The organism is Neorhizobium alkalisoli (genome assembly GCF_007829835.1).
In the GTDB taxonomy this organism is placed as follows: domain Bacteria; phylum Pseudomonadota; class Alphaproteobacteria; order Rhizobiales; family Rhizobiaceae; genus Neorhizobium.
Genome location: NZ_VIWP01000017.1, coordinates 39704 through 65504, shown reverse-complemented (window position 1 = coordinate 65504; position 25801 = coordinate 39704). Strand labels below are relative to the sequence as shown.

27 protein-coding genes and 1 pseudogene are annotated in these 25801 nt (G+C 57.7%); 11 read left to right on the top strand and 17 right to left on the bottom strand.

Annotated elements, in window-relative coordinates; all coding sequences use genetic code 11:
• Positions 1-23 precede the first annotated feature (23 nt).
• Together ligD and FHW37_RS31500 are read right to left on the bottom strand one after the other, a co-directional pair.
• Positions 24-2663, bottom strand: coding sequence for a DNA ligase D (ligD, locus tag FHW37_RS31505; protein WP_145643513.1), 2640 nt, complete (start codon positions 2661-2663; stop codon positions 24-26).
• An 8-nt stretch (positions 2664-2671) separates the two neighbouring features.
• Positions 2672-2959, bottom strand: a complete 288-nt coding sequence (locus tag FHW37_RS31500) for a hypothetical protein (protein WP_145643512.1) — start codon at positions 2957-2959, stop codon at positions 2672-2674.
• A gap of 130 nt (positions 2960-3089) precedes the next feature.
• Between FHW37_RS31500 and FHW37_RS31495 the strand changes: the two genes are divergently transcribed.
• Both FHW37_RS31495 and FHW37_RS31490 read left to right on the top strand, forming a co-directional pair.
• Positions 3090-3461 (top strand): hypothetical protein, encoded by a 372-nt coding sequence (locus FHW37_RS31495; RefSeq protein ID WP_145643511.1) that lies wholly within the window; start codon positions 3090-3092, stop codon positions 3459-3461.
• A 694-nt stretch (positions 3462-4155) separates the two neighbouring features.
• Positions 4156-4785 carry a hypothetical protein gene (locus FHW37_RS31490; RefSeq protein WP_145643537.1) on the top strand — a complete coding sequence of 210 codons (630 nt, stop codon included), beginning with the start codon at positions 4156-4158 and terminating at the stop codon, positions 4783-4785.
• Between the two features lie 368 nt (positions 4786-5153).
• Here FHW37_RS31490 and FHW37_RS31485 read toward each other — a convergent pair whose 3' ends face one another.
• The 7 genes and pseudogenes from FHW37_RS31485 to FHW37_RS31455 all read right to left on the bottom strand — a co-directional run bounded on the left by FHW37_RS31485 (position 5154) and on the right by FHW37_RS31455 (position 10611).
• Positions 5154-6677: a diguanylate cyclase gene (locus FHW37_RS31485; protein WP_145643510.1), complete on the bottom strand. Its 1524-nt coding sequence runs from the start codon at positions 6675-6677 to the stop codon at positions 5154-5156.
• A gap of 1158 nt (positions 6678-7835) precedes the next feature.
• Positions 7836-8324, bottom strand: a pseudogene (locus tag FHW37_RS31480) (IS66 family transposase); the annotation flags it as partial.
• Between the two features lie 37 nt (positions 8325-8361).
• Entirely contained in the window at positions 8362-8592 is a 231-nt protein-coding gene (locus FHW37_RS31475; RefSeq protein WP_145643509.1) for a hypothetical protein, read from the bottom strand.
• Between the two features lie 377 nt (positions 8593-8969).
• A complete protein-coding gene (locus FHW37_RS31470) occupies positions 8970-9212 on the bottom strand; it encodes a hypothetical protein (protein ID WP_145643508.1) in 243 nt (80 codons plus the stop codon).
• A gap of 399 nt (positions 9213-9611) precedes the next feature.
• A complete protein-coding gene (locus tag FHW37_RS31465) occupies positions 9612-10049 on the bottom strand; it encodes a BA14K family protein (protein ID WP_145643507.1) in 438 nt (145 codons plus the stop codon).
• A gap of 197 nt (positions 10050-10246) precedes the next feature.
• Positions 10247-10426: a hypothetical protein gene (locus FHW37_RS31460; protein WP_145643506.1), complete on the bottom strand. Its 180-nt coding sequence runs from the start codon at positions 10424-10426 to the stop codon at positions 10247-10249.
• Entirely contained in the window at positions 10423-10611 is a 189-nt protein-coding gene (locus FHW37_RS31455) for a hypothetical protein (protein ID WP_145643505.1), read from the bottom strand. The genes FHW37_RS31460 and FHW37_RS31455 overlap by 4 nt, the downstream gene beginning before the upstream one ends.
• 175 nt (positions 10612-10786) lie before the next feature.
• Between FHW37_RS31455 and FHW37_RS31450 the strand changes: the two genes are divergently transcribed.
• Positions 10787-11305 (top strand): hypothetical protein, encoded by a 519-nt coding sequence (locus FHW37_RS31450; RefSeq protein WP_145643504.1) that lies wholly within the window; start codon positions 10787-10789, stop codon positions 11303-11305.
• A gap of 233 nt (positions 11306-11538) precedes the next feature.
• Here FHW37_RS31450 and FHW37_RS33835 read toward each other — a convergent pair whose 3' ends face one another.
• On the bottom strand, positions 11539-11706 hold the full coding sequence (locus FHW37_RS33835) for a hypothetical protein (RefSeq protein WP_186458498.1): 168 nt from the start codon (positions 11704-11706) through the stop codon (positions 11539-11541).
• Positions 11707-11987: 281 nt separating this feature from the next.
• The gene (locus tag FHW37_RS31445) at positions 11988-12470 is read right to left on the bottom strand and encodes a pyridoxamine 5'-phosphate oxidase family protein (protein ID WP_145643503.1); all 483 of its coding nucleotides are present in this window, start codon (positions 12468-12470) and stop codon (positions 11988-11990) included.
• 136 nt (positions 12471-12606) lie between these two features.
• Between FHW37_RS31445 and FHW37_RS31440 the strand changes: the two genes are divergently transcribed.
• Together FHW37_RS31440 and xth are read left to right on the top strand one after the other, a co-directional pair.
• Positions 12607-13050 (top strand): PPC domain-containing DNA-binding protein, encoded by a 444-nt coding sequence (locus FHW37_RS31440; protein WP_145643502.1) that lies wholly within the window; start codon positions 12607-12609, stop codon positions 13048-13050.
• 13 nt (positions 13051-13063) lie between these two features.
• On the top strand, positions 13064-13846 hold the full coding sequence (gene xth / locus FHW37_RS31435; protein ID WP_145643501.1) for an exodeoxyribonuclease III: 783 nt from the start codon (positions 13064-13066) through the stop codon (positions 13844-13846).
• Between the two features lie 534 nt (positions 13847-14380).
• Here xth and FHW37_RS31430 read toward each other — a convergent pair.
• Both FHW37_RS31430 and FHW37_RS31425 read right to left on the bottom strand, forming a co-directional pair.
• Positions 14381-14728 carry a hypothetical protein gene (locus tag FHW37_RS31430; protein ID WP_145643500.1) on the bottom strand — a complete coding sequence of 116 codons (348 nt, stop codon included), beginning with the start codon at positions 14726-14728 and terminating at the stop codon, positions 14381-14383.
• A complete protein-coding gene (locus FHW37_RS31425) occupies positions 14728-15177 on the bottom strand; it encodes a DUF3597 domain-containing protein (protein WP_145643499.1) in 450 nt (149 codons plus the stop codon). The genes FHW37_RS31430 and FHW37_RS31425 overlap by 1 nt, the downstream gene beginning before the upstream one ends.
• Positions 15178-15442: 265 nt before the next feature.
• Here FHW37_RS31425 and FHW37_RS31420 point away from each other — a divergent pair, with 265 nt between their 5' ends.
• Positions 15443-15628 carry a hypothetical protein gene (locus tag FHW37_RS31420; RefSeq protein ID WP_145643498.1) on the top strand — a complete coding sequence of 62 codons (186 nt, stop codon included), beginning with the start codon at positions 15443-15445 and terminating at the stop codon, positions 15626-15628.
• A gap of 790 nt (positions 15629-16418) precedes the next feature.
• On the opposite strand, the gene msrA is transcribed toward FHW37_RS31420, so the two are convergent.
• Positions 16419-16928, bottom strand: a complete 510-nt coding sequence (gene msrA / locus FHW37_RS31415) for a peptide-methionine (S)-S-oxide reductase MsrA (RefSeq protein WP_145643497.1) — start codon at positions 16926-16928, stop codon at positions 16419-16421.
• 205 nt (positions 16929-17133) lie between these two features.
• Here msrA and FHW37_RS31410 point away from each other — a divergent pair, with 205 nt between their 5' ends.
• Both FHW37_RS31410 and FHW37_RS31405 read left to right on the top strand, forming a co-directional pair.
• Positions 17134-17571 carry a DUF2231 domain-containing protein gene (locus FHW37_RS31410; RefSeq protein ID WP_145643496.1) on the top strand — a complete coding sequence of 146 codons (438 nt, stop codon included), beginning with the start codon at positions 17134-17136 and terminating at the stop codon, positions 17569-17571.
• A complete protein-coding gene (locus FHW37_RS31405) occupies positions 17571-19148 on the top strand; it encodes a PQQ-dependent sugar dehydrogenase (RefSeq protein WP_145643495.1) in 1578 nt (525 codons plus the stop codon). The genes FHW37_RS31410 and FHW37_RS31405 overlap by 1 nt, the downstream gene beginning before the upstream one ends.
• A gap of 242 nt (positions 19149-19390) precedes the next feature.
• Here FHW37_RS31405 and FHW37_RS31400 read toward each other — a convergent pair whose 3' ends face one another.
• The gene (locus tag FHW37_RS31400; protein WP_145643494.1) at positions 19391-20278 is read right to left on the bottom strand and encodes a hypothetical protein; all 888 of its coding nucleotides are present in this window, start codon (positions 20276-20278) and stop codon (positions 19391-19393) included.
• Between the two features lie 680 nt (positions 20279-20958).
• On the opposite strand from FHW37_RS31400, the gene FHW37_RS31395 reads away from it, so the two are divergent.
• From FHW37_RS31395 to FHW37_RS31380, 3 genes are all read left to right on the top strand, one after another.
• Positions 20959-21174 (top strand): hypothetical protein, encoded by a 216-nt coding sequence (locus FHW37_RS31395; protein WP_246691026.1) that lies wholly within the window; start codon positions 20959-20961, stop codon positions 21172-21174.
• Between the two features lie 887 nt (positions 21175-22061).
• On the top strand, positions 22062-22340 hold the full coding sequence (locus FHW37_RS31385) for a hypothetical protein (protein WP_145643492.1): 279 nt from the start codon (positions 22062-22064) through the stop codon (positions 22338-22340).
• Between the two features lie 264 nt (positions 22341-22604).
• Complete coding sequence (locus FHW37_RS31380) at positions 22605-22910, top strand: ArsR/SmtB family transcription factor (protein WP_145643491.1); 306 nt, start codon at positions 22605-22607, stop codon at positions 22908-22910.
• A gap of 37 nt (positions 22911-22947) precedes the next feature.
• Here the strand turns inward: FHW37_RS31380 and FHW37_RS31375 are convergent, their stop codons facing one another.
• Both FHW37_RS31375 and paoC read right to left on the bottom strand, forming a co-directional pair.
• Complete coding sequence (locus FHW37_RS31375) at positions 22948-23424, bottom strand: MgtC/SapB family protein (protein ID WP_145643490.1); 477 nt, start codon at positions 23422-23424, stop codon at positions 22948-22950.
• Positions 23425-23593: 169 nt separating this feature from the next.
• Complete coding sequence (paoC, locus tag FHW37_RS31370) at positions 23594-25798, bottom strand: aldehyde oxidoreductase molybdenum-binding subunit PaoC (RefSeq protein ID WP_145643489.1); 2205 nt, start codon at positions 25796-25798, stop codon at positions 23594-23596.
• Between the last annotated feature and the right edge of the window lie 3 nt (positions 25799-25801).

Here is a 25801-nt window from a genome sequence, read left to right as displayed (position 1 = left end):
CTGCAGTGCGGACCTGTTTGGCGTCATCCCAGCTTCCGAATTGCCGCCGCAAGCGGACGCGCCGAACTGCCATAGTCCTTCCAGGCGCCGCTTTTTTTGATGAGTGCTGGCACGGTCTGCACCGTAAACCGCATGGGATCGAGCCCGGCCTTCACCTGTGTCCAGGTCAACGGCATGGAGACGGGTGCTCCGGGGCGCGCCCGCGGTGAAAGCGGGGCGACGGCCGTCGCCTTCCGGTCATTGCGCAGGTAGTCGAGAAAGATGCGGCCGTTTCGAAGCTTCTTCGCCATTTTGATAAGATAGAGGTCCGGTTTTTCCTCAGCCATCTGCTCGCAGACGCGCCGCGCAAAATCCTTCGCCTCCTCCCATCCGGGCGACTTTCCGCGCCCGGTCTTGAGGGGCACGACGACATGCAGTCCCTTGCCGCCGGTCGTCTTGCAAAATCCGACCAGTCCGAGCCCATCAAGCCTGTCGCGAAGGTTGCGGGCAGTGTCGATGACCGTAGTGAAATCGACGTCTGGCCCCGGATCGAGGTCGAAGACCAATCGACCCGGTATTTCGGGTTGCTCCGGCTCGCAGTTCCACGGATGGAGTTCAAGCGCACCCGCCTGGGCAAGGGCAACCAGTCCCTCGATACGATCTGCCTGTAGATAGGGTTTACTGTCTCCCGAGATCTCCACGAGTTCGAGGAGATTGGAGGTGCCAGGCATGGCATGGCGCTGGAAGAACTGCTCGTGACCGACGCCGTCCGGCGCCCTGACGACGGAACAGGGCCTGCCGCGGACATGCTCGATCAACCACCCGCCGACCGCTTGGAAATAGAGCGCGAGATCCTCCTTGGTGACGGGAGGATCGGTATCGTTCCATAGGACCTTATCCGGGTGAGAGATCAGGACGCCCATGACCTCAGCCTTCGCATTCTTTCGAGATGCCTTTGCTTTAGACACCCGGTTCAACTCCGACCTCGCGCTTTCCTTCGCGTCCGGCCTATCCTGATCGGGAGGCACAGGACGCTCCGTCGTCACGTCTTCCGCGGGCTTGTCTTCTCGCAGCCCCTTGAAGGCGCCCTGGCGAACCTGTCCATCTGCGGTCCAGCCCGCGAACTCGATCTCCGCCACCAGTTCAGGCTCGACCCAATGGATATCAGGAGTCTTTTTTGGCGCCCCAATGCCGGTAAACGGACTGTTTGCGCGCGCCAATGGTTCGAGTTTTCCCGTCAGCATTGCTGCCTTGTCAGCACCGAAACCGGTCCCGACCCGTCCGACATAGATGAAGTGACCATCGCGGTAGACGCCCGCCAGAAGCGACCGGAACCTGCCCTGATTGGTAGCATATCCGCCAATGACAACTTCATGGCCCGCACGGCATTTCGACTTCACCCAGCTATCGCTGCGTCCCGATTGATAGGGGGCATTTGCCTTCTTCGAAACGATGCCTTCAAGCGAGAGCCGGCAGGCGGATCGCAGGACCGCATCGCCTCCTGTTTCGAAATGATCGACATATCGGATGCTTTTCCCCGCTTCGGCAACTTGAAGAAGGCTCTCCAGTCTGGATTTCCGCTCAGTCAGCGGCTGCTTGCGAATGTCCTCCCCATCGTGGAAAAGCAAATCGAAAGCGAAGAAAACAAGGCTTTCCGTCTTGCCCTCCGACAAAGCGGCCTGGAGGCTCGCAAAGTCAGGTGCGCCGTTTTCGTCGAGCGCGCAGATCTCGCCGTCGATGATGGCATCTGGCAAGTGGCTGGCATCAGCTGCAATCTTCTTGAAGCGCTTCGTCCAGTCCAGGCCCTTGCGCGTCAGCAGGCGGATCCTGCCATCTTCGCAATGCATCTCGATCCGGTATCCGTCAAACTTGATCTCGTGCAGCCATCCGCGACCAAGCGGCGGGCGGTCCTGTGACTTGCAGAGCTGGGGCGGGATGAATTTTGGCATTGCGCCCTTCCCTTGCCGCGGGCTTTCGGCGGCTGTCTTCCGCTTTGTGGCCTGGCGTGCCTCCGCTGCCAGTCCATCGCTGCTATCCCACACGGCGTCGGCGGCAATGGCAGGTTCGCTCAGCATGAAGGGTCTTGGTCTGCGCCCCTTTCCGGACGCGATCGCCGGCATGTCGCGGCCCGAGGCCACGGATGTCGTCTCGCGTTTCAGGATCGCGTCACCCTTCTCGCCCATGGCATGCTCGTCATGGTGCTTGATCAGCAGCCAGTTTGTCCGTTTGCCGCCGTCTCGATCCGTCTTCATCCGTACCAGGACGAAGCTTCCCTTCAGGCGACTGCCGTCGAGGGTGAACTTCAGGTCGCCTTTCTTCAGCGCGTGTTCCGGAGAGAGAGCGCCTTCCGGCTCCCAGTAACCACGGTCCCAGAGCATGACGGTTCCACCGCCATATTCACCCTTTGGGATCGTGCCTTCAAAATCGCCGTAATCCAGAGGATGATCCTCGACCTCCACCGCGAGACGCTTATCGGCCGGGTCAAGCGAGGGTCCGCGGGTTACCGCCCAGGACTTGAACACACCGTCGAGTTCCAGCCGGAGATCATAATGCAGCCGTGTGGCGTCGTGTTTCTGGATCACGTATCGCAAGCGCTTCGAAGGCTGGATGGTCACAGCGCCTGATGGTTCTGTCGTCTTCCTGAAGTCGCGCTTGCCTCTATAGGTCGAAAGCTTTTCCGTCATGGCGCTGCTCAGGGACCGATGTCGAGGATGTCGTCCCGCAGCCCAGTGCGCGAGCGTTTGAATGCGCTCAGGAGCCCAGCCACAGTTTTCTTGCGTCCGAACTCGTCGATGACCGGCACGGGATCGGTCGCCATCGCTTCCAGAACCTCTGGAGCCGCACCATGGGCGGCGGCGTCGATAATGGCCTCGCGGGTTTCGATTTCTGCTCTCAGTCGAAGATAGAGGGCGTGGATGAGCGCTTCGTCGATTTCGAGCGCATTCTTCAACCGGTCGATTTCCGTCGTATGAGCATCCATGACACCATAAACCCTCTTGGGCGGGCGAAGTTCCGTCGGCCCGGGATTCCGGCCTGCCGATCGGTCTACGATCGAGGTTGACCGTCTTTCCTCCTGCCCCATCTCCGGTAGAATGGAGAGGAGAAGGCCTATGACCCGCGTGCTGCTCATCGGTATCCATCCCGATGCCGTCGACATAACCGATCCGTCCCTGCCTCGCGGGATCACCCACGAGAAGATCGCAGCCGGCATCGAACAGACGATGGCTGACATGCGCAGCCGAGGATGGGAAGCGGGCTTCTGCTCGCTCCGTCCGGAGACCGCGCAGGCCGATGTTGTTGCTTCGCTTGCGAGTGCGTGGGACTGTATCGTGATCGGCGGTGGGATCCGCATTCCCCCACCAAACCTGATACTCTTTGAGATGATCCTGAACACGATCATTCGCACGGCCCCAGGAACGCCTGTCGCGTTCAACACCAGCCCGGAAAACAGTGCCGACGCCGCTGCTCGCTGGCTCCGGTAATCCAGTCGATGGGTCCATTCGAAACGCTCGCACAATTCGTTTATGACTGCGTGAACCGGAGCAGAGCCCGACCGGCGCTTCGAATCTGGATCGAGCGCATTGCGATCGTGATCATAACCGCCCTCGTCGTGATGGCATTCTTTCGCCCATTCGGTTGAGCCTATGCATCGCTCGCGCCAGAAAATGCGCGGAATGGAACGAAAACCCTGGAAATACCGTTGCTTTGACGAACAATCATCTGGTGTCGTTTATGTCCACGGTCGCAAAATTCGCTTCAATCGCTTTCTTCGGCTCGGTTTTCCTGGGATCTTTCCAGGCACCAGCCTACGCTTTGCGGATGCCGGAGGAGGCCGGGACACAGGCGAGCCGACAGCAAGCTGTTTCAGCTTATGCCGGAGACGTCCAGGAGGCGACAGCCACTGAGGCATCGGTCCTTACACCGGATGAGGTTAGGCACATCAAATGGTGCGCGGCCCGCTACACAATGAAATACGATGCCGTCAGCGACACCTATGCTGGAGCCGGCGGCGGGCGGCTTCGGTGCATGTCGCCTCGTTGATCAGCGGCGCCGCTGCAAAGTCATTTCGTACCTTCGTACTTTTGCAGGCCTCATCGTTTGTTTCACGCCGGTAGGTGGAGCAGAATGCTCCTGAGACGCGTTGAAGAGGATCGTGGAACATCCCATCTAAAACGCATGCCGAACAAACAAAAAACAGAGATAGAGCTTCTGAAAACATGGGCGCTCCCAACGGCAGCGACGCTGGGCTCAGCCGTGCGTGCGAAAGGCATTCTGCAGGAAATTCAGGCGCGGCTCTCCGCGTCATCGAAAAAGTCCGTCATCCTCGAAGGCACAGAGGTTACGCTGGTCATGCCTGCAAGGGAGAAGGCCGCCTTCAATGCCGCCGCGGCCGTCATCGCCAGAACGGTGGCGGAGGCCGACACCCTTCCGGTGATCCCGCGCGAAATTCAGGATATCCTCACCATCAAGACCAGTGAACGGCATCGTTGGCTTGCCGACGGGCGTCTGCCCAGTGCCGGAACGAGGACTGTTCGTCTGGCCGGGCGCGCCCGGAAAATCACATTTCATGTCTTTGATCCGAAGGTCGTTGAGGACCTGCTTGATCGCGGAGCCGTGGACGAGTGGCGAGAAGAGGATGCGGAGGCCAAAGCCGAAAAACGGCGTCGGGCCGCCTATCAGGCGAAGCTGACGCGATCCTTGAAAAAAGCAGGCAAGCAAAAGAAGGCCGCTCGAGAGAAAACCGAGGACCCGGACGCAAAGCTTGCTGGTTGGGATGCGTTCGATCTCGACGGGCTGCTGCGATAATGAAAGCCTGATGACGGTTTTGAAGAACGACACGAGGGATGCCTGAAGCGGAACGTACCGGACGGGCGCAGTCGGTCCCGGCTTCTGCTGCCGCGGCGCTTTGCTAAGCCTCCTGCGGCTGCGGCCAATCCGACCGGAACGTGTCGAGAATTCCCGAAATCACGCCCTTGCGGTCGCCTCTATGCTGATTTCTCCGATGCTCTTCATCGTTTTTGCTTGCGAGCATTTGTCTCCCCACCGACAATTTCCCGAAGATATGATGGGGTGGGACTGACGGGTCGGGCTTTTTCGACCGCTCCGCGTTGTGCACCATAAATCCAGATGTCAGCGGTAAATCGCTTCAAGGGTGGCGATGCGACATCGTCTTTTCATCCGTTCGCGTTCATCCCTCCCAAATTCGAGAGAGCGTATTGTCGTACGCAATTTCGGCCGCTTGCCTTTGCTTCGTACAGGGCGTGATCGGCCTGCTGGACGAGCTCAGCCTCGAGATCGAAGTCAGCCGTGGAGGTGGCGACACCGACGCTGACAGTCACAATGGCATCTGGGGCAACGGGATGCAAAACCCCAAGAGAACGCACATTCGCAATAAGGAGCGTCGCCATTGCCATAGCTTGTCCTGCGCCGACACCCGGCAAAATGACCGCTAGCTCCTCGCCGCCGTAGCGTGCTGTTGTTGCATTCGGCATGGAGGAAAATACGTCGCAAACCGTCTGGGCAATCGCCCGCAGGCAGTTATCGCCTGCCCGGTGTCCGTAGGCGTCGTTGAACGACTTGAAGAAGTCGACGTCGATCATCAGCAGGCTCACTTGAAGGTTGCCTCTTCCCGCCTGTTCACCTGCAAGCTTGAGCTGCTCTTCGAACAGTCGCCGGTTTGCAAGGCCCGTCAAGGGATCCGTGGTAGCCAGTTTCGAAAGCTGTTCGTTGAGCACCGTAAGTTGGGCATCATGCTCGATTTTCGTCGTCACGTCGCAATAGAGCACGGCAGTTCCATGATCGTCGGTCGGGCGCTGGCGGGCCGAGATCCAGCGACCATCACCAAGGCGAAACAGGCGGTCAGCAGGCTTTCCCAGATCTCCCACGATCCTTTTCGCAACCGCATGACGTTCCTCTTCCGGCGCCGCCTCCTCACCACGTTCCCAGGCGGTCATCAGGATGGAAATCAGCGGAGTTCCGTGAACGCGGACATCTGCTGTCGCTGGAAATATCTCGTGGTAGCGACTGTTGTGGAAGGCGAGCCGACCCTCTTTGTCATAGATCGCCAGCCCATCGGCCATGTTCTCGACGGCATCTGTAAGTCGACGCTGCGCCAGATTGAGGTCGCGTTCAAGGCGGTACTCATGGATCAGCGCGGCGCCGGCGAGAATGGTCGTCAGCGCAATGACCAAGGCAAGTGGACCGCTTGTCTCGCTGGTGATCTTGGCCCACATCACCATCGGAAAGCGATAATAAAAGCCCGCGACCCCGCTTAACGCAGCCATGGGTGCCAGGAGCAGCAGGGCCCGGAATTTTGCGATATCACGTCGGAAGAGATATCTGATCCCGAGGCCGCCAAGCGTTGCGGCAAGGATGATCGGAATTGCCGTCTCGATACCTTGGCCGCCGAGGGAGAGCCGCTTGACGAGGGAAACGACCAAGGGAAGTGCCGCACCCCATGGGCCGCCAAAATATCCGGCAATCGCAAGCAGCGTGTAACGTGAATCGAGAAAGACACCCGGTATGAACTCGAACGGGAAGCTCATTGTGGCGAAGACGCCAGCAGCCATGAGTAGGCCAAATGCTGCCTTTTGAAATCGCGCGCTGAAGCGATCCACAGACTTTCGCGCAAGTGCCCAGATGACCGTCGTTATTGCGACGATTGCAAGGTTTGGAAGAAGTTGAGCCCACAAGTTCATACGATTATCCGCCTCTTCCCGAGTTTTTGCATGAATGCGTAAAAGTATTGGTAAAGGTGAGGGAAAAATTGGAATCACGGCTTCTTGCGTTACGTGGTTAGCGCCGATTTCAGTCGCGTCTATTTCGGCGCTGGTGGGGGCCCTGTATTTCCCTGGTTCTTGGTTTTGCCCGTCAACGTCGACTAAAAGGTTGGCGCGCGACTGCCAGCCCGCCAGCTTCGCGGTTCGTTCGGGCCATAGGCAAGCCGGTCCACACGAATTCTTCTGGACGTCATTGCGCCTGTGATGTGCGTTCTATTGCTTGCGATCGTGCTGGCAGTCAGGCCGCGCTCGATGTTCTGCCGCCGTAGCGCTCGGGATCTGGTGGAATTGGCCGGAGGAAGGTAAAGTGAGAAGAAAATCCCGTTTGCGCATCAAGACGCTTCGGCGGCTCGCTCGGCTCGGTTCTTATCACTCAGGAATGTCAAAGCCTGCCCCCTTCACGAGGCTCTAAGGTGGACGGGTCCGATGAGCGCCTTTGTCAATGGAGGGGGTTATCGTCATGCGCTGCCTTTATTGCGTAAGGCTGCAGCACCGAGGTCCGTGCTCGACGGGCGAGAGAATGCGTGATTGACTCACTATCTCGTTGCGTTTTCTATTGACCCAAAACAATACATGTTTACATTACCGTAATACTTCCTTTTAGAAGTGTGCCTAGCCCTCAAGACCCGGCCCTCAGCCGGGTTTTGTTGTTTTGCGATCCCGTTCGGTCTCGTGCGGCGCTCCAGCCATCGGGAACGTATCAGGCCAGATTGATGAGAATCTATATTGCGACAATAAGCATCGTTTTGCGCGGAAAGCCTAACATATAGTCTTTTGATGATTTTTTATACACTTCGATGTGGGCGGATTAAAGCATGCCTCTGTAATTCTGCGACGGACATATGTGTTTAATTTCCAAATAAAGATCTCATGACCGAATAAAAATTCAAATTTTCAGCGTTTTTATCGACGGCAATTGCCTATCGTCAATTATGTAGGCTTGCCTATTCTGGACTCCTCTTCCTCTTCATGCATATTTACCTTTTGCTAATCATGGCTATGGAGAGGGACTTCCAGATGAAGCTTAAATATCTTGCGCTGGCCGTAGCGATGGCGTTCTCGACGCCCGCGCTCGCAGCGTGACAGCTTTGCCCGCTCGGTTTGAAGCCAGACCTGCAGATCATCGACGAGCGGCAGACTTTCGTTGTGACGACGTTCCAGGCGTTGATCGGCGTCAAACCCGTTGATCTCCCGCTCGATATCAAACAGGTCATCGATCCGTTTGACGGCTTCGAGCGCCATAGGCGAGATCGGAGCGGCGTTCATTCCACGCTTGGCGTTTGCGGCGATGTCGGCGAGCAGGAAAAATTTGCGCCGCGAGTGTGCCCAACAAAACGCCTGCCTTAGCGGATTTGGATCGCGATCAGCCTTGAACAGCGGATTATAGCCGCCATAAGCGTCCGCCTGCAGAATGCCGGTGAAGGTCTTCAAGTGGCGCTCTGGATGCTCCTGCCGTCGATCTCGCGAGGCATAGTAAATTGCGGCCGGCGGTGAGGTGCCTGCGAAGGGCCGATCGTCCCGGACATAGGTCCAGATGCGGCCCGTATCGGTCTTTCCCTTCGCCAGTCCTCTGCTGTCGATGCCCAAGCGGCAATTTCGCTGTTCAAAGAGTGCTGGTCTGGCCGCGCTGACGTAACCGCTTGCGTTCCTGCTCCTGCTCGTGGACCAGCCGAAGATAGCGGCTTCGCAATTCTCCAGTCTCCATTTCGCCTGCTATCCATTGCTCGACCCATTCCAAAAAGAGCGGGTCGTCTTCGAATTTCAGGCCGGCATTTGATGCCTTGGTGCGGATGCGGTCAAAAATGGCACGGCGATCATCGGCAGTATGGCTCATGGCCGCGTGATATAGCTTATTCGCTCTCGATTGCTTATCCAGACATCGCCTTCAACAGACTTTTTCCGTCGGAAGTGAGGAGGCTTAGTCATCGCGCTATTTCAGGCGGCGCGAATATCTCAGCGATGCTGTCGCGCCAAAAAAGGCCCGATCGGTTTTCAAAAGTTCACGCGACTGCCCCGTCGAAAGCCGCTGATAACCCATCCAGGTCGGCCTTTGCTCCGGGCGAAAGGCGTAGCTCTTAGCTAACCGCGCTGCCCAACACGCGCTGACGAACCATTGCGGCACCTGAAAAGCTATGCCGGCGCGTTTCGAAGTGTCAGCAGCACTGGAGTAAAGCAAGATCTTTGTTCCATTGCCCGGTCGCAGGCCTGTCCCTAGGCCATCGCCGGCTGCGGCTTCTTTAGGCGTTGAACCATGGCCGAGTGCTGCGCCAGAAGGTAGGCTGGAATATCGCCGCCGCACGCGCTTTCCAGGACCTCAATACGATAACCGGCGGCGACGGCTTGCGCTCGGATGATGCCTCCCAACATCGCAAATTCGGCCGCGTCACTGCTTTCCAGTTCATTGAAACGGTGTTCGTAGATCCGGTCTTCCAGCCAATCGTCGATAATCATCATGGTCGCTCTCTCCTGTCTGGACCACTTAATGTCTGGAGAGCGAACTGGTTGCAAAGGGAATAAAATAGACCGGTTTTCGTGCCGATCTCTCGCTTGACGATCTCGGTTCCTGGCCAAGGCCGCAGACCACCTACGTCACCCAAGAAGCGACCACGACGAACCAGGAACAAGGATTGGTCAGCACGGGCTCTCATGGACGCGCATGCCTGGCATCTGTTTCATTCAGCGATGGATCGCTTTTCGCATGTGCCAACGTCCTCATGCTTTTTCTATCGTGGACAAAGCTCGGGCAGCGATCTCTCCAGGCAACCAAACGGGGTCGGGCGATTTTCACCGCCGACCCCGTCTTACTCATCTGATGCCAGAAACACGCCCCTGCGACCTAAGGTGTATCACACCTTAATTATAGGGCGAGTTGCACTGCGCCCGCACGCCGGCGCGCGGCACGTATGTGTTGTCGGAAGCGCGATAGGTCCGATAATGCGACGAACACCAGCTGACATGCGAGCCACCGGATGCACGCGGCTGGCTGGCAAGAGCCCCGCCGATGATCGCGCCGGCAGCCAGCCCGCCGAGGACGGCGCCTGCGCGCGAGCCGTGATGATGGCGGCCGTTATAATAACGTCCATGACGTCCGTCGTGACGTCTCCAGTTACGATGGTTGCCATTCCAGTGACGTCGCTCACGACGGTCGTTGCGAAACTGCACCTGTTCGACATTGGACACGTGGGGTGTCGATATGCTGGAAATCGGCATTGCCGATGCGCCAGTGAAGGATGTCAACGCCACAACAGCAGAGATCGAAAGCGCGCAAAGCGCTTTTGTAAGCCGGATCATAAAATTCTCCTTTTGTAATAAGCCATAAACACTTGAAACAGCTCGAGGTTCCAGCCTGCAACACTCGTGATCGAGAGATGCGAGGGCTCAGGCAACAGTGATAGCGATGGTAGGTCGTCAGCCAGGCCGCCCCGTTGCGATATGAAAACCAACGCAAACGATCACGGTATGCCTGCATCAATCCAAGAATTGATCTTTTACCTGATTTTGGAGCCCAGCCGGGCATTCATCAGCAACTCCTGCCGTGTCGCAAATGACCCGAGCAGCGTGATCAATCGCAGCTGTTCGTCGCTCTTCAGCTTGTTCTTCAGTGCGAAATCTGTGACGCGGACGACTTCCCGAAGCCCGTGCTGATCGGCGGCTTTTTCGTATTTCATCGGGCCACCGACCTGAAGCCGGCATTCCAGGCCTCGTGCGCGAACGCATTGTCACCGAATTTATAGGGGTTTTCGGACGCTTTCCGCCGGCCTTTCAGGGCGCTTAAATGGCCTTCATTGAAATAAATTGGATTGTGAGGAAAGAGGCGGCTGCTGTCCGCATGTTGCAACGTTTCGTCTGTCATCAATACCCCATCGATCTTGCGGGGCTTAAACTCTCGGAACGCTTTTGAGTTCCGGGGGCGTGACAGCTAAAAATGACAAAGGTCAAATAGGGCATCGCGGTGCCGGATGACGTTGGCTACCGTCTTAGGTCACTCGATCCCACACTCGCTGCGATCTGTCATCTCTCGAGGCGAAATGACCGCGTTCGGTCATCCCATGAACCTTCCGGATGTTGGCTCCGTCATTGCGACAACAGACGACACCTCGAACGCCGGTGGAAATCGAAATGCCCTCCACTGTCGAGCGGAGGGCATTCCGGTCAAGCAGAAAGGTCAGCAGCCGCTGGCGCTGCCCGATTTGCCGGCGCTGGCATCGGCGCCATTCGTCGTCGTGCCGGCGGTTGGTGAGGCCGCCGATCCATTGCCCGTCGAGCAAGCCGGATCGGACTTGTTGCTGGAGCCGGTTGCATTGGAGGAGCCGCCATTGGCATTGCCCGAATTGCCGGAAGAAGCGCCGCCAGTATTCGACGTTCCGTTACCGGCAGAGGAACTTCCGCTCGACGACCCGGAATCGCCGGAGCTATTTCCGCCGGCGGAACCACCGGTCTGGGCGAGAGCGCTTGTTGCCATGCCGATCGTCAGCAGGCCGACCGCGAGTAATTTCTTCATTTTGGATGTTTCCTTTTTCTCCCTACAGAAAAGCAAACAAAGCTGAAGAGAAAAAGTTCGATAAAAATCACGGCGGGGGTTCTGTTGTGATGCGTGGCTCCTCGCAACCGAACAGTTCACCCAAGCGCATCTGTCGTGACAAACCGGAGTGATCTGCGCCGCAGACGTCAGCGACGCTGCGAAACATGATAGATGCCGCATATACCATGATCAGATGTCCACCAATGTCGGGCTGTCGGCAGATCCGCTTATCTGGCTTTGAGTAAAGGTCTTTTCGCGTCAGGCCTTCGCGATCCCGAAACCCGCAATTGCGAAATAAATCGCAAACATGATGATCGCAAAACAGGCAAGGGCAATCACAAATCCCTTGCCCATCTGAGCTCTTTTGCGTTTCTCGCTCGGGCGGTCACGTTGCGGGCTAACCCCGATTGGATTGTTGTCGGTCATTTTGGTCCTCCATGTCAGGAGGATTAACCGGTGATCGTCGTCGAAGTTCCTCCAGGTATCACGCATGCGTCAAACGAACCCAGTTTTATTTCGGGAAAAGCGTGTTTGCGCAGGGCTTTGATTGCTTCTTTTGGACAGCCTGCGTTATGCACCCGATTGCAGACTCCTGTCCTTATCGTCGCGGTCCTTGCCGAGAAGGTCAGCCTCTCACCCAGCAAATGGCGGCGAAGCAAGGCCGCCGCCATCACGTATTCCCGAACGTCGATAAGGAGCGTGACCGTTTACATCTGCACCTTGGCACTGTCGCCCATATCCGGGCGCGAGCTGCTCACTGCGGCTGCCGCCATCTTGATATAGCTGATCACCGTACCGGGACTGTCCCAGTATTCTGCAAACGAAGGCGTGATCTTCAAGACACGGATGGAGGGGTCGTCGGCACTGTCCCACCACGCCTTGGCTGGCGTTGCCCATAACTCTTTGATCTTCTCGCGATCATTGAGGATCTCCGCCGTGCCCGAAAGCGAGACATATTTCTGGCCCCTGGAATCTGCGAATGCCAGGCAGACTTCCGGTCGCCTGGCAATCTCCTCGTCCTTGTGGCTTGCGACATCGGTCAGAAAATAGACCGCATTTTCTATGCGTTCTGCATAAGCCGACATCGGTCTTGCCCGCAGGTCGTCGCCTGACTGTGTGGTCAACATGCAAAATCCGATCTTGTCGACCAGTTCCCACACCTTGGTGATATCGTCTTCGCTGTCTGCCATTTTTAAACTCCTCGGGTTTGCGCCGAGTGAACGAGAAAGAACTGGCATCGTTCCGCACTCTGGCCGTCCGGAACCTGATGATCTGCCCGGAGTTGTTGAGCCGTGCGGCAAAGCCGGAAAACGCGCGGAGACAAATATGAAGAGCAAGGATCTTGGCGACACCAACCCCTGGAGCGAGCGAAACTGGATCTTGGTTCTCGACGAAGGCGAAGACGCTTTCGATGCGATTTCGCGGTTTGCGGAAGAAAAGCAGATCAGCGGTGCGTCGCTGACAGCGATCGGCGCCTTCAGTACAGCGACGCTGGGTTTCTTCGATTTCGCGACGAAAAAATACAAGGAGATACCGGTCGACCGGCAGACCGAGGTGCTGAGCGCGATCGGCGACGTGGCGACGGGAGATGATGGGAAGGCCAGCCTTCATATGCATGTCGTCCTTGGGCTTGAGGATGGTTCGACCAGGGGTGGGCACTTCATGAAAGGCACTGTTCATCCGACGCTGGAAGTTATCATTCGTGAAAGCGCGGTCGGTTTCCGCCGCCGCAAGCGCGACGATCTTGGCATCGCCCTGATCGATCTTTGATACGGCTGCCTGGATGAAAATTGCCACGTATAACGTCAACGGCGTTCGAGGCCGGCTCGACATTCTTCTGCGGTGGCTGAAGGACGACAGACCGGATGTCGTTTGCCTGCAGGAACTGAAGACAGAGGCTTTTCCGAAAAAGGAGATCGAACGCGCGGGTTATGGCTGCGTCTGGCAGGGGCAGAAATCCTGGAACGGCGTCGCGCTCCTGACCCGCGGGATGGAGCCAATCCTGACACGGACAGGCTTGCCGGGAAACCCGGACGACAGCGATTCCCGATATATCGAAGCGGTTGCCGACGGAATACTTGTCGGCTGCCTTTATCTCCCAAACGGCAATCCCGCACCCGGCCCGAAATTCGACAGCAAACTTTCCTGGTTTCATCGCCTTCAGAACTATTCAGCTGAACTGCTCGCGCTGGACATCCCGGTCGTCCTCGCAGGGGACTATAACGTGATCCCGACCGAGACGGACGTCTACAAACCCGAACGATGGCAGGGCGACGCTTTGTTCCGGCCGGAGGTCCGGACAGCCTATGCCGAGCTTGTTGCGCAAGGATGGACGGACGCCGTGCGTCATCTGCATCCCGACGAGCGCATCTACACATTCTGGAAATACTGGAGGAGTTCGTTCGAGCGCGATGCTGGTCTTCGCATCGACCATTTGCTGGTTTCTCCTACTGTCTCTCCCTGGTTGCGATCTGCCACCGTGCGGCGAAAGCCGCGCAGTTGGGGCCATACGAGTGATCATGCTCCGGTCATGATCGATATCGAGGTTCCGTCCATGGTCGACTGATCACTTGCTGGAGACAGTGGATGTCGGATTCTATCACTCGGTCTCGAACCCTGTGGTCGCGGATTTGATTTTACCGGCCGAAAGACGCGCCCAATCTTTGCACGAATCAGCCCATCCAGATTGCAGATCTTCCTTGCGCGCCCCCACTTCACGAGCGTTGCAAACCGGCCCAAACTCGACCGGGCTGCCTAATCGCCCAAAAGTCGGCGCGACGTCTCATGCTGCCCATCCGGGAACCCATCCACTAGCGCCAGCGCATCTGTGGACGCGCAGGGGAGCGATTTTCCTTCTTCAGCTGATCGTGGTCGAACCTCGGAGCCCTCGAGAGGTCATCCTTGGTGGTATCGACATAGGCTTTCGAGTTGCCATTATCATCGGCCAATTGGAGTAAAGCCGGGCAATGACGCCATAGCTTGTGCCAACGCCGAGAGAGCGGCCAACGCTTACAGTGTCGCCGAAGACAGACTTTCCGTTACCGACGGCGATATCGGAAATCTGAGCGATATCGTCGTTCTGCGTATTGTCGATATTGACCTAGACGAGTCTCGAAGCGACGAGGTCGGTATCCTTGATCTCCACATCTTTGAGAGGCGTCGTCGCCGCTTTGCCCATGGAAATACCCGGCCCGACGATCGTCGCGTCTGCGCCGGTTACGGAACCCTGCGGCGCAGTCGATATGGGCTGTTGAGAAATAGCGACGCCTGTGAGATGAACCAGCGAAACTGCAGCAGCGATAAATTTCGTCGTGGAGACCTTCTGATAGACGTATGACCACGGCATGTTCGTGAGCCTCGGTAACGGCTTGATCTTCCAGAATTTTTTGTGTCGGACACAAAAAAGGCGGCCGTTGCGCCGCCCTTTTCGCAATGACGTCGACAGCATCAATCCAGAAGTTCAGCCGGGACTTTGCCGCCATTTTCGGAGAGCTTTTTCAACAGCGCCCTGTGCAGCCATGTGTTCATGGCAGCGGAACCATCCTTGTCGCCGGTATAGCCGAGTTCCTCGGCGAGTTCCTTCCGCTCCGCCAGGCTCGCATCCATGCCCAAGGCCTTCATCAGGTCGACAATCGAGTGTTTCCAGTCCAGTTTCTGCCCACTACGCTTGACCGCGGCGTCCAGGCTTGACGCCACATCAACCGGCGAAGTCGTTGTCGGTGTGCCGGCTGCCGATGACGCGGCCCGGTCGGTGCCTCCAACCGGCGGAGCTGTTGTGGCAGCCGGTTCCGGCATGGAGGCCGGAGCGGGTGATGGTTCAGTCGCTGAGGGAGAGGCCGGCGCGGCATGCGCCTCACCGCCGAAGATTGCGTCTTTGATTTTGCTGAAAATGCTCATGGTCTGGTTCCTCGTTTGATAACACCGGGTACCAACACTTTGAGATGCTTGTCTGTTCCGGCCCGGCTCGGCGAAACCGGTCCTGCCCGGGGCGAGGCGACAAGCGATATTAATTCCGCTAGGATTGCGACCAATGTTTTGTACGGTTTCGTACGAACGCCTTCCCGCCGTTGCTGCGCTTGCCCCTGGCCCTTACGATCGATGGGAACCCAGGAGAGACCGCCGAGGAGAGATCGCCCAGAAGGGAACGCCCAGGAGGGAAGGAATGAGTGAGCGCCCTATCTACACCACCGAGCAGCTCAATCGGCTTGCGACGGCCTGGCGCTTGGTGTGTTTCCAGCGGAATGTCAAACGCGACAGCAAGCAAGCCGAGATGTTCGCCACCATTCTTGTGACCGAGTTTTCCGGTGATGAGAGCGAACAGGCTATGGTGAAGAGATTTACGCATTAAGTTCCAGGGGAAGGCGGCCGGGACATGCTCATGCTGTTTCGGCCGCTTCGTCTGGAACTTTTCAGGGATGCGCGGGTTACTCATGTGTCGCGAGGGTTGCCCCCGTCCCCCCACAAGAGTTCCCCCACTCTTCTCCCTCGCGACGTTTCCCACGCGCTTGATATGAAACATCTGAAACCTGCCACGATTTGAGGGATATCTTGATCGTTGCGGACGACGGGTACTGACAGGACATGCCGCCTTCACTCGAGGCAGAAACCGACCCTGCTTCGGGCGAAGACTTTCATGGTCGGGTTGCGTGGGACGTAACGAAGCGAGCAACCCCTTGTTGTCGGTTGCCACGATACAGGACTACGCGTTGCCGATACCATTTCCACAAGACCGGGAAGTCACTCGGTCGATGGCCGAACAGGCCCGACGCGGCCGGTTGGATCACGCCGAGGGTTGAAAGCGCTTTTCTCTAATGTCCAATAAGAACAATGGTTTACATCGGTGGTCAGCTGACCACCGAAAAAATCGGAAACCGCCGGCCCGTGCAAAAACATGCTCGCCTTTGCTGGCGACGAGCACGGCGGTCATCCCGTCTCGGTCGCCGTATACGCCCTGGCCTTCAGCAACGCTGATCACCGGCAAGCGCTGGGCATGCCAAGCGGTGGTCTCGTTCAGGGGTCAACAGTCCGCCGATTGAACGATGCAATTTTATCGGGGCGCCGAATCCGACAATGTCCATCGGTGCGATCGGCACACCGCACTGATGGCCGATCACGGACCGCGTCACTCGCGCGGGTTATTACGCCACCGCCTGACGCTTGGGCAGGCGCCAGTTCGGTCGGGGGAAATGGCAGGTATAACCGTCGGGATAACGTTCCAGATAATCCTGATGTTCGGGCTCGGCGTCCCAGAAATCGCCGGCAGCCGTCACCTCGGTTACAACCTTGCCCGGCCAGAGACCCGAGGCATCCACATCTGCAATGGTGTCCTCCGCTAACCGTTTCTGGTCCTCGCTGGTATAGTAGATTGCCGAACGATAGCTCGGGCCGAGATCGTTGCCCTGACGGTTTACAGTGCTCGGATCGTGAATCTGGAAGAAAAATTCCAGGAGATCGCGGTAAGCAATTTTCGCTGGATCAAAGATGATCTCGATCGCTTCTGCGTGACTTCCATGGTTGCGATAGGTGGCATTCGCCACATCACCGCCAGTATAGCCAACCTTCGTGCCGACAACACCCGGCATGCGCCGGATCAGATCCTGCATGCCCCAGAAACAACCGCCTGCCAGAACTGCGCGCTCGGTCTTCATGGAAAAACTCCCTTTCTCATGGTCATAGCAATATGGGTATCGGGATCGCTGACGACAAATGCTTGCGCCTACGGACCAACCCAATCATTTCGCCAATCATTGCGATTGTCGGATTTTCTGACACCTCTGTAAAAGCGAGGAAGGGAACCAAATCCTGCCCCTGGGGTTGAACGCGATCATAGGCTCTTGATCCCGGAGCGTACCCATGACCGTTTTCTCTTCTTCCCAGAACGACGCGGCGGCCTATCCCCTTCAATCGTTGTTCATCCCCTTTCCCTTCGTGTGCTTCACGCTCGCTTTCCTGACGGACATCGCCTTCTGGCAAAGCGCCAATATTATGTGGCAGAACTTTTCCGCCTGGCTCCTGTTCGCTGGGCTTGTATTCGGGGCAATCGGATTGATTGCCGCACTCCTGGATCTTGTTCGGCCCCGGACACGACCGCTGCGTCCGGCATTCCCGTCGGCACTGCTGTTTTTGGTCATTTTGGTAACCGCATTGGCCAATAGCCTCGTTCATGCGGGTGATGGATGGACGGCTGTGGTGCCTTACGGTCTCGCACTTTCTGCAATAACCTTCATCCTTTCCGTTTTCACCGTAGCGATTTCTGCCCGCAGATACGCTCGCCTCGCCTGGAGGGTCTGATGAAAACATTCCCCATTTTCGGTATCGCCGTTCTGTCGGCATCAATCGGCTCGGGCCTACAAGCGCAGGCGCAGACCGGCGACTTCGATCCGTCGCAGCAAGTCGGGCCCAATCCGGTGCTGCCGGATCCGGCGCCGCCACTCCTGCCCGATCTCAAGGTTGCAAAGGTGATTGGCTGGAAAGATGGCGAGCTCCCGCAGGTTCCAGACGGGCTCGCCGTTTCCGCTTATGCGAAAGATCTTGCGAACCCGCGAACGGTTCATACCCTGCCGAATGGCGACGTTCTCGTCGTGCAGTCACGTGGGCCTGCACCCGAGCCCACATCGCGTCCGAAGGATCTTATCCGTGGATGGATCATGTCGATTGCTCATGGCGATGGGAACAGTAAACCGAAGGAGAGCAACAAGATCACAATCCTGCGCGACAAGAACCGGGACGGCAAGGTTGATGAGCAGCATGATCTGCTCGACAAGCTTGACTCTCCTTTCGGTGTCGCCTGGATAGACAATACGCTTTATGTCGCTTCGACATCTGCGATCCTCGCCTATCCTTATCAGCTCGGGCAAAACGAGATCACTGGGCAGCCAAAGGTGCTGACGCCTTTGCCCGGCGGCCCGATCGACCATCACTGGACAAAGGACCTGGCCCTCAGCCCGGATGGAAAGCTGCTCTACGTGTCGGTCGGCTCGAATTCGAACATCACGGAAAACGGTCTCGAGGCCGAGAAGGGGCGGGCCGCGATATGGCAGGTCGACCGGATGACGGGAGCGGCCCGGGTATTCGCCTCCGGCCTGCGCAACCCGAACGGTCTGGCTTTTAACCCCGAAACAGGCGACCTTTGGGCTGTGGTCAACGAACGTGACGAGCTCGGTCCCAATCTCGTGCCCGACTATATGACGTCGATAAAGGAGGGCGCATTTTACGGATGGCCGTGGAGCTATTACGGTGACCATGTCGATGTCCGTGTTCATCCGCCACGCCCCGACATGGTCGCGCGGGCGATCCCGCCCGATTATGCACTGTCCAGCCATGTTGCCGCGCTCGGCCTGATATTCTCGAAAAACTCGGCCATGCCCACACCTTACGCGAACGGCGCCTTCATTGGAGAGCATGGAAGCTGGAACCGTAAGAGTTTCAACGGTTATAAAGTCGTCTATGTGCCGTTCGAAAACGGAAAGCCTTCAGGCAAGGCACAGGACGTTGTGACGGGCTTCCTTCAAGGAGATCAGGCCCGCGGCAGGCCGGTTGGCGTTGGCATGGATGGGACCGGAGCACTGCTTGTCGCAGACGATGCCGGGAACATGGTTTGGCGTGTCGCTCCTGCCGATGGCAAGGTGACACCAGAGCCGGTTGGAACAGATCAGATCTCTGTTGGAAACCAGGCCGCGAATGATGCGAAGACGGGCCGGGTATTGGCTAGGGGTGATAATGTCGACACGGCCGGCACAAAGGCGACACTGGCCATGACACCATCAGTCTCTGCAGATGAGCGGCTGAAAGGCCAGGAACCGCTTTCCGGGACGCCACCGAGATTGCAGCCGTCACAAACCGAAATCGCGCCAGCCACCAATCCTTGAGGGGTCGGGCGTCGCTGCTTCCTAACACTGCTTAGCCACAGACCAAACGTTGCGACGTCTGGTCTGCGGAACCTATTTTTTGTTTGCCTCACCGTGAAAAGCCATTCCGGCCTATTCCCTTTTGGCCGCGCTGATCTCTTTGAGGGATTGAAGGAGGCGACTTTATCACGCGCCTGCTGACACAAAAGAAAGCGCGGGGGCCAAAGTTCGGCCCCCGCGCTTCTGATTGACCAGGGTTACTGTCAGCCTCTCAAGGCTTCCTCGTCGCGCTGACGACCACCGAGAGCACCCGCGACCGATGCAATGAACGCACCGACAAGAAGGGAAAGGGAGCCTAGGATAGCGGTGGTCGCTGCGGATTTCCTGGCCGCATCGGCCTTCTGCTGGGCAGCAAGCTTTGCATCATCGACTGCCTTGAGAACTTCATCGACGCGTGCCTTGGCCTGTTCCGGCGTCAGACCGGCCCGAGATGCCACCAAGGCATTGAGGTAGGTTCGATCTTCGTCGGAAAGGCTTCCCTTGGCAGCCGCATTGACGAGAATTCTCGAGACTTCCGCGGTGGCAGCTGCGTCACTTGCCTGCGCTTTTGCACGAAGGTCCTGGGGACGTAGCAGCGCATCCGTGAAGTACGCTGTCGGTCCGGTAGCCGTCCCACCATCTGCATTCGTCGCAGCAGCCCCAGCAACAGCAGCTGTCGAGGCCGTCGACGCCAGCGCCTGAACGCCGCCGCCGAGGAGTGAGGTGAAGGCCGAGCCAGCAAGGCCTGCAATGACCACCGTGGCAAGAGCCCAGCTCAGAAAGCCATGAGCGGTATCGCGGAAGAAGTCCTCATCCGAATGGACGCCTGCCCATTTGGTGCGAAGCCGACCGCTCAGGTAACCGCCAAGGGCCGATGACAGCCATTGGACCACGACGAACCAGATTGCCGCCGTAACGCTGACGGCCGTGAACGAGGCGCCTTCACCACCCCAGGGCGACACCATGGTCAGACCAAGGCCGGAGCCCAGCAAGAGCAGGATGATGGTCACACCGGAAGCCGCTATCGCGCCTCCGATGACCGGTCCCCATGCCAAGGCCGGCGCGGAAGACTCAACTCCGACGTCGGAGACGCCTGTGTTATAGAGCGACATGGTATCCTCCTATCGCAGGAACAGAACGAGAAGGATAACGATCGGTAGCGGAATACCGAGCATCCAGAGTAATAGCCCACGACCCATGATGTGACCTCCTGATTTTCTTGGCAAAAACACGCCTCTGTGAAGGTACGAGAAACAAAGTTGATGGCTCTCGGTTCCATAGGTCACGGCAAAAATATGGCATGCGTCAGTGCGGGCTCGGCAGTCTCAAAAATTTGCAGTAAATTGTCGGCCTTGGAGATGTGTGCTGCCTGGCCTCTCGGCCAAGTGGAAGCATGTGCATGCCCGCTGGAATGACCACGGCTTATGTCTTCGCTCGCTCCCGACGCAATCAGCATGAACAAACCTGTCGAGACAGATTGCACAAGATGCCCAAACCGGTCCGATAATCCTAAAACAGCATAGGCGCGGAGCCGCAGCCTGTATGGCACTGCGCTGCCATGCGTGACTGAGGACCGCGGTCAGCTCACCTCGCCCAAATTGCCGCTGTGACTTAAAATCAAAGCTCAGGAGTGCCTGTGCGTAGGCAATCACCTCAAATTCAGCGATCACCCTTAGAAACATTTGCCAAGCCCGGGAGTTAACGACGCTGAGGCGGAGTGCAGAAAAGCTCGTCCTCGAGCTCTCCGGAGACACGGAGCCGTGCGATGAGCCCGGCAAGAGGAGTAATCGTGATGAATATCGAAACAGACGCCTTCAAGCTCGCCCAGGAATATCTCGCACTTGGCGGCAAACGCCTGTCCAAGATCGATGATAACATCGTCAGCACGCGACAGTGGGACGACGAGCCCCGCGAGGCGAAAAGGTTCTGGGACGAGCACGTCTCCACTCTGCCGGAAAAGAAAAGGATCGAGGTGGAAACCCATCTTCCATCCATCAACGACCGATAGGAAAGATCTCCCTGGTGGGAGACGCAAAGAGCGGTACTACCGTCCTCGACACCCGGTCACGACATCAAGATGCGCCATCGTCATTTTCAGAATTCAGGTCCTCTGGACGGATACCCTCGTCCTTGATCAAAGACGCGGCACTGTCCGTCGCTCAAATTCAACCGCTGTGATCTGCCGACCATGTCTGGGAATATTCGGAGGAGCGCTGCGCAGCCTTGGCTTCGCGCCAATGCCGTGCATGCCGGCCTTCCGGGCGTCCTTCGTCCTCTAATCGGCACATGCATCCTCGCGAATTTTATCCTGACCCGACATTTTGGCTCCGTTGATCATGTTGCTGCGGCCAGCCCTGACCTCTGACGGAAACGCAAACGCCCTGCGCAACGCGGAATTCCTCTGCGACGAGGCAAATAGCTTCGCCGACACGCGCCCTATGGAATTGGCCGGCAGTTCAAGCCCGATTTCTATTGGTCACAAGACTTGAATGAACCTCCAGTATCGCGAACCGTTTTCTCGCAAAGGAGATCGAAGACAATGGCTGATGATAACCAGATCGACTACTCGCCTGCGGATCTATGTGAGCGCTATGCCCTCGAGCTTGGAGAAGCTCAGAGGCTGATTACGAGCTTCGGTGGCAACCGAGGAGAACTCGACTTGCTGCTCGGGGCTCACGACAGGGTAGTGTCACTCATGCACGCCGGCTCCTGATCGCATGATCTTTTCAATCACGGCTGTACCTAGACGAATGTGGGTGGCCATATCCGCTGATGTGACCCGAGAAAATGTGTCCCGCTATGACACAGTTGCATAGCACTCCGCTAATATAAGATGTTCTTCATATGAATGACGTGCTGTATAGGTGACTGCTCCCACCCATACAGGAAATTGCAGTGTTCCCAGGAATGTCAGCAGATGAAGGCACGCGTCTCTTCGAACGAATCGGCGCGACCGCGATAGCAAACCAGGCCATATTGAAGTGCACTGTCGCGGGTGTCCCTCTGACCGTCGACAATGTCATTCTGTTCGTCGGTGATTTTGTCGATCCCGAACAGCCGGCTACGTTGGGGCTCATCGAACGCATCAACAGCGCAATCGAAGAGGTTATTGACTGTCGAGGTCTGATTTCTCGCCTTTCCTCCATCGCGCCTGATGCGGCCAATGACGACTAGCGCTGCCCGGAATCCTGGCTGCTCCCGATCGGAATGGCGGATGGATGGATGCCGACCGATCTTTGTCGACCCAATCCGGGTATTTTCGAGCGCATCGGCGCTCTCGAACCAATGTCTGCCCAGCGCGCTGCAGCCGCGTGCAGTCTGGTGCGCACGGCGTCAATATCCTCAACTTAAGAATTGAAAACATTAGTAATATAGTATAATAATTAGAGCATTATGATCACCACCAGATATCTTCCTTCTTGCGATCAAGGCTGACCAATGAACAATCTCGATTTCGATGCCGCGGCGGATCTCGTCGGCTTGCTGGCGCATGATCGCCGGCTCATTGTTCTCCAGCTCCTGATGCAGCGAGAGTGGGACGTCAACAGCTTGGCAAAAGCAGTCGATCTGAGCCAGTCGGCGCTGTCGCAGCATCTCAAGAAGATGCGCGACCTGAACGTCGTGAAGGTGCGTCGTGACAGGCAGACCTCGTTTTATTCCTGTGAAGACCCGGGCGTTGCAAAGGTGCTTTCGGTCCTTGAGGATATATTCCTTGATGACGAGACATTGACGTCTGCGGCCTGATATTCTCGCCGGAGGGTCGTCCAGGCTTTCGGTTGCATCAGGGTCTGTCGCTGACATCTCGTGAACGGCTTTTTTCATCGCTTGGTTTGAAGCTGGTCATGATCCGCAAAGTTGCGAATGTCGCAATCGAGAGAACAATTGCGGTATCATAAGCGCCAAGCCCGACTGCAGCCCCGATGGCGCCAGTCGCCCAGATGCTTGCCGCGGTTGCCGTGCCGCGCGTGCTCATTTTGCCGACGAGAATTGCGCCGCCTCCGATAAAACCGACACCGTTTATCAGGCCTTCGACAACCCGGGCGGTCGCCTCCGCATTCCCCTGTGTCACGGTTTCCGCCGCCTGTATGAAGCCACAGGCGGCAATTGCCACCAACGGAAATGTCCGAAGTCCGGCGCTCCGCTCGTTGTTCTCGCGATCCCAGCCGATCGGCAACGCGAGCAGATAGGAGATCAGCAATGCTGCGAAATGAGGAAAAATGTTAAAGTCGATACCCGTCGATGCCAGCCAGCCGATCACGTGCGCTCCTTTTCAAGGTCATGACGCGATAGATGGAGAGGAACACGAGTACGGCAAGGCGACGATCCAAGCACGCACGACTGACCTGCGGGAAGGGCAGACATACGGACGGCAGCGGGGCTTTTTTCGCCGAAGCGAAGGCGGTTGCGCTGCAACCGCCTTCCGATGCTCATGCGACTTCCGGCAGGCCACCGATTACCTTGTCCAGGGTGATCGGATAATGCCGAACCCGGACGCCGGTCGCATTGTAGATCGCGTTGGCGATCGCCGCCGAGACGCCACACAAACCGAGCTCGCCAATGCCCTTGGCCTTCATCGGTGATGACATCGGATCGGTCTCATCCATGAAGATCACGTCCTGATGCGGGATATCGGCATGAACAGGCACTTCGTAACCCGCCAGATCATGATTGACGAAGAAGCCGTGGCGCGTATCGACGGCTAATTCTTCCGACAATGCGAGCCCGGCGCCCATCGTCATCGCACCGATGACCTGGCTGCGGGCCGTGATCGGGTTGATGATCCGGCCGGCCGCACAGACGGCGAGCATCCGGCGGATGCGCGTCTCGCCCGTTGCAGCATCGACTCCCACTTCCACGAAATGGCCGCTGAATGTCGATTGCTGATGCGTGTCGGTGAGATCGCCCCATTCCATCGTGTCTTCGCCAACCAGGCCATCGGAGCCGGCCGCTTCCGCCAACGCGACAGATCGGTTGCCCGATCGCACCTGCCCGTTTTCAAAGACGACGTCGTTGGAATTGAAGCCGAGTTTCTTTGCCACGGCCTCACGCAGCTTGATGCAGGCCGCGTAGACGCCGGACGTTGCCGAATTGGCACCAAACTGACCGCCCGAGCCGGCCGAGACGGGAAAGCGCGAATCGCCGAGATGCACCCCGACCTTTTCGACGGTAACGCCCATCATTTCGGCGGCGGTCTGAGCAATGATTGTGTAGCTCCCCGTCCCGATATCCGTCATGTCGGTTTCGACGGTGACGACACCATCGCCTGCCAGTCGAACCCGTGCCCCGGACGGCATCACGAGATTGTTGCGGAAACCTGCCGCGACACCCAGGCCGACCAGCCAGTTGCCCTCACGTCGTAAGCCCGGTTGCTTTCGCTCGCTCCACCCGAAGCGCTCTGCGCCGAGTTTGAGGCAACCAATAAGATTGCGATGCGAGAACGGACGCTCCGGATTTTCCGGATCAACCTGGGTATCGTTGACGATGCGGAATTCGATCGGATCGATGCCGAGCTTTTCGGCCATTTCATCAATGGCGATCTCCAGCGCCATCAGGCCTGGCGCCTCGCCCGGCGCCCGCATCGCATTGCCTTCCGGTAGATTGAGCTCGGCCAATCTCATCGCCGTCATGCGGTTTTCGCCGGCATAGAGAAGCCGCGTCTGCATTGCGGCAGTCTCCAGCCCGCCCCCCGGCAAGTCACCCGACCAGCTTTCATGCCCAATCGCCGTGATTTTACCATCCCTTTGGGCGCCGATGCGGATGCGCTGGATCGTTGCCGGCCGATGCGTCGTGTTGTTGGCAATGAAAGGCCGTGGCAAGGCGACCTTGACCGGCCGTCCGGCAGCCTTTGCTGCGAGCGCCGCCAGGACCGCGTCCGATCGGAGAAACAGTTTTCCGCCAAAGCCGCCGCCGATGAAGGGTGACATGAGATGGATCTTTTCCTTTTCCATGCCCAATGTCGCGGCAAGGTCCGAGCGCCACCAATCGATCATCTGGCTGGAGGTCCAGACAGTCAGCTCGTCATCATCCCAGGCGGCGATCGATGCATGCGGTTCCATCATCGCATGCGACTGGTCCGGCGTCGTGTAGGTTCCGTCAAACGAGACGGCTGCCGATTTGAATGCACCATCGAAGTCGCCGACAGCACTGTCCGGCGGAGCGCCACCGGCGTCTTTCGGCTTGACCGCGCTTCCCTTGGCTGCGGCCAGATCGAAGGCTGCGCTCTCTTCCTGATAGTCTACCTGGATCAGGCTCGCGGCAGCACGCGCCTGTTCAAAGGTTTCAGCCACGACGACAGCGATCGCCTGATGGTAATGCTCTATCTTGTCACCGCCGAAAAGCTTGGCCGTATTGAGCTTTCCCTTGCCAAGGTCGCCAACGGAGAGCGTCGTGACAACGGACAAGACCCCGGGGGATTTTTGGACTGCGGCCACATCCATCGATTTGATCCGGCCCTTGGCAATCGCCGAGCCAAGCGGATAGCCATAGGCATAACGCATGTTCGGGTCATGCCATTCATAGGCATACATGGCCCGTCCGGTCGTCTTCAGTTCCCCATCGATACGGTGGATCGGCTGGCCGACGACCTTGAGGTTGTCGATGGGATTGGTTTTGGCTGGTGTCTCGAACTTCATGGC

What these genes read in the sequence shown, in the direction of transcription:
- ligD (WP_145643513.1), bottom strand. Translation starts at nt 2,663, where the DNA reads ATGACGGAAAAGCTTTCGACCTATAGAGGCAAGCGCGACTTCAGGAAG.
- FHW37_RS31500 (WP_145643512.1), bottom strand. Translation starts at nt 2,959, where the DNA reads ATGGATGCTCATACGACGGAAATCGACCGGTTGAAGAATGCGCTCGAA.
- FHW37_RS31495 (WP_145643511.1), top strand. Translation starts at nt 3,090, where the DNA reads ATGACCCGCGTGCTGCTCATCGGTATCCATCCCGATGCCGTCGACATA.
- FHW37_RS31490 (WP_145643537.1), top strand. Translation starts at nt 4,156, where the DNA reads ATGCCGAACAAACAAAAAACAGAGATAGAGCTTCTGAAAACATGGGCG.
- FHW37_RS31485 (WP_145643510.1), bottom strand. Translation starts at nt 6,677, where the DNA reads ATGAACTTGTGGGCTCAACTTCTTCCAAACCTTGCAATCGTCGCAATA.
- FHW37_RS31475 (WP_145643509.1), bottom strand. Translation starts at nt 8,592, where the DNA reads ATGAGCCATACTGCCGATGATCGCCGTGCCATTTTTGACCGCATCCGC.
- FHW37_RS31470 (WP_145643508.1), bottom strand. Translation starts at nt 9,212, where the DNA reads ATGATGATTATCGACGATTGGCTGGAAGACCGGATCTACGAACACCGT.
- FHW37_RS31465 (WP_145643507.1), bottom strand. Translation starts at nt 10,049, where the DNA reads ATGATCCGGCTTACAAAAGCGCTTTGCGCGCTTTCGATCTCTGCTGTT.
- FHW37_RS31460 (WP_145643506.1), bottom strand. Translation starts at nt 10,426, where the DNA reads ATGAAATACGAAAAAGCCGCCGATCAGCACGGGCTTCGGGAAGTCGTC.
- FHW37_RS31455 (WP_145643505.1), bottom strand. Translation starts at nt 10,611, where the DNA reads ATGACAGACGAAACGTTGCAACATGCGGACAGCAGCCGCCTCTTTCCT.
- FHW37_RS31450 (WP_145643504.1), top strand. Translation starts at nt 10,787, where the DNA reads ATGACCGCGTTCGGTCATCCCATGAACCTTCCGGATGTTGGCTCCGTC.
- FHW37_RS33835 (WP_186458498.1), bottom strand. Translation starts at nt 11,706, where the DNA reads ATGACCGACAACAATCCAATCGGGGTTAGCCCGCAACGTGACCGCCCG.
- FHW37_RS31445 (WP_145643503.1), bottom strand. Translation starts at nt 12,470, where the DNA reads ATGGCAGACAGCGAAGACGATATCACCAAGGTGTGGGAACTGGTCGAC.
- FHW37_RS31440 (WP_145643502.1), top strand. Translation starts at nt 12,607, where the DNA reads ATGAAGAGCAAGGATCTTGGCGACACCAACCCCTGGAGCGAGCGAAAC.
- xth (WP_145643501.1), top strand. Translation starts at nt 13,064, where the DNA reads ATGAAAATTGCCACGTATAACGTCAACGGCGTTCGAGGCCGGCTCGAC.
- FHW37_RS31430 (WP_145643500.1), bottom strand. Translation starts at nt 14,728, where the DNA reads ATGCTGTCGACGTCATTGCGAAAAGGGCGGCGCAACGGCCGCCTTTTT.
- FHW37_RS31425 (WP_145643499.1), bottom strand. Translation starts at nt 15,177, where the DNA reads ATGAGCATTTTCAGCAAAATCAAAGACGCAATCTTCGGCGGTGAGGCG.
- FHW37_RS31420 (WP_145643498.1), top strand. Translation starts at nt 15,443, where the DNA reads ATGAGTGAGCGCCCTATCTACACCACCGAGCAGCTCAATCGGCTTGCG.
- msrA (WP_145643497.1), bottom strand. Translation starts at nt 16,928, where the DNA reads ATGAAGACCGAGCGCGCAGTTCTGGCAGGCGGTTGTTTCTGGGGCATG.
- FHW37_RS31410 (WP_145643496.1), top strand. Translation starts at nt 17,134, where the DNA reads ATGACCGTTTTCTCTTCTTCCCAGAACGACGCGGCGGCCTATCCCCTT.
- FHW37_RS31405 (WP_145643495.1), top strand. Translation starts at nt 17,571, where the DNA reads ATGAAAACATTCCCCATTTTCGGTATCGCCGTTCTGTCGGCATCAATC.
- FHW37_RS31400 (WP_145643494.1), bottom strand. Translation starts at nt 20,278, where the DNA reads ATGTCGCTCTATAACACAGGCGTCTCCGACGTCGGAGTTGAGTCTTCC.
- FHW37_RS31395 (WP_246691026.1), top strand. Translation starts at nt 20,959, where the DNA reads ATGAATATCGAAACAGACGCCTTCAAGCTCGCCCAGGAATATCTCGCA.
- FHW37_RS31380 (WP_145643491.1), top strand. Translation starts at nt 22,605, where the DNA reads ATGAACAATCTCGATTTCGATGCCGCGGCGGATCTCGTCGGCTTGCTG.
- paoC (WP_145643489.1), bottom strand. Translation starts at nt 25,798, where the DNA reads ATGAAGTTCGAGACACCAGCCAAAACCAATCCCATCGACAACCTCAAG.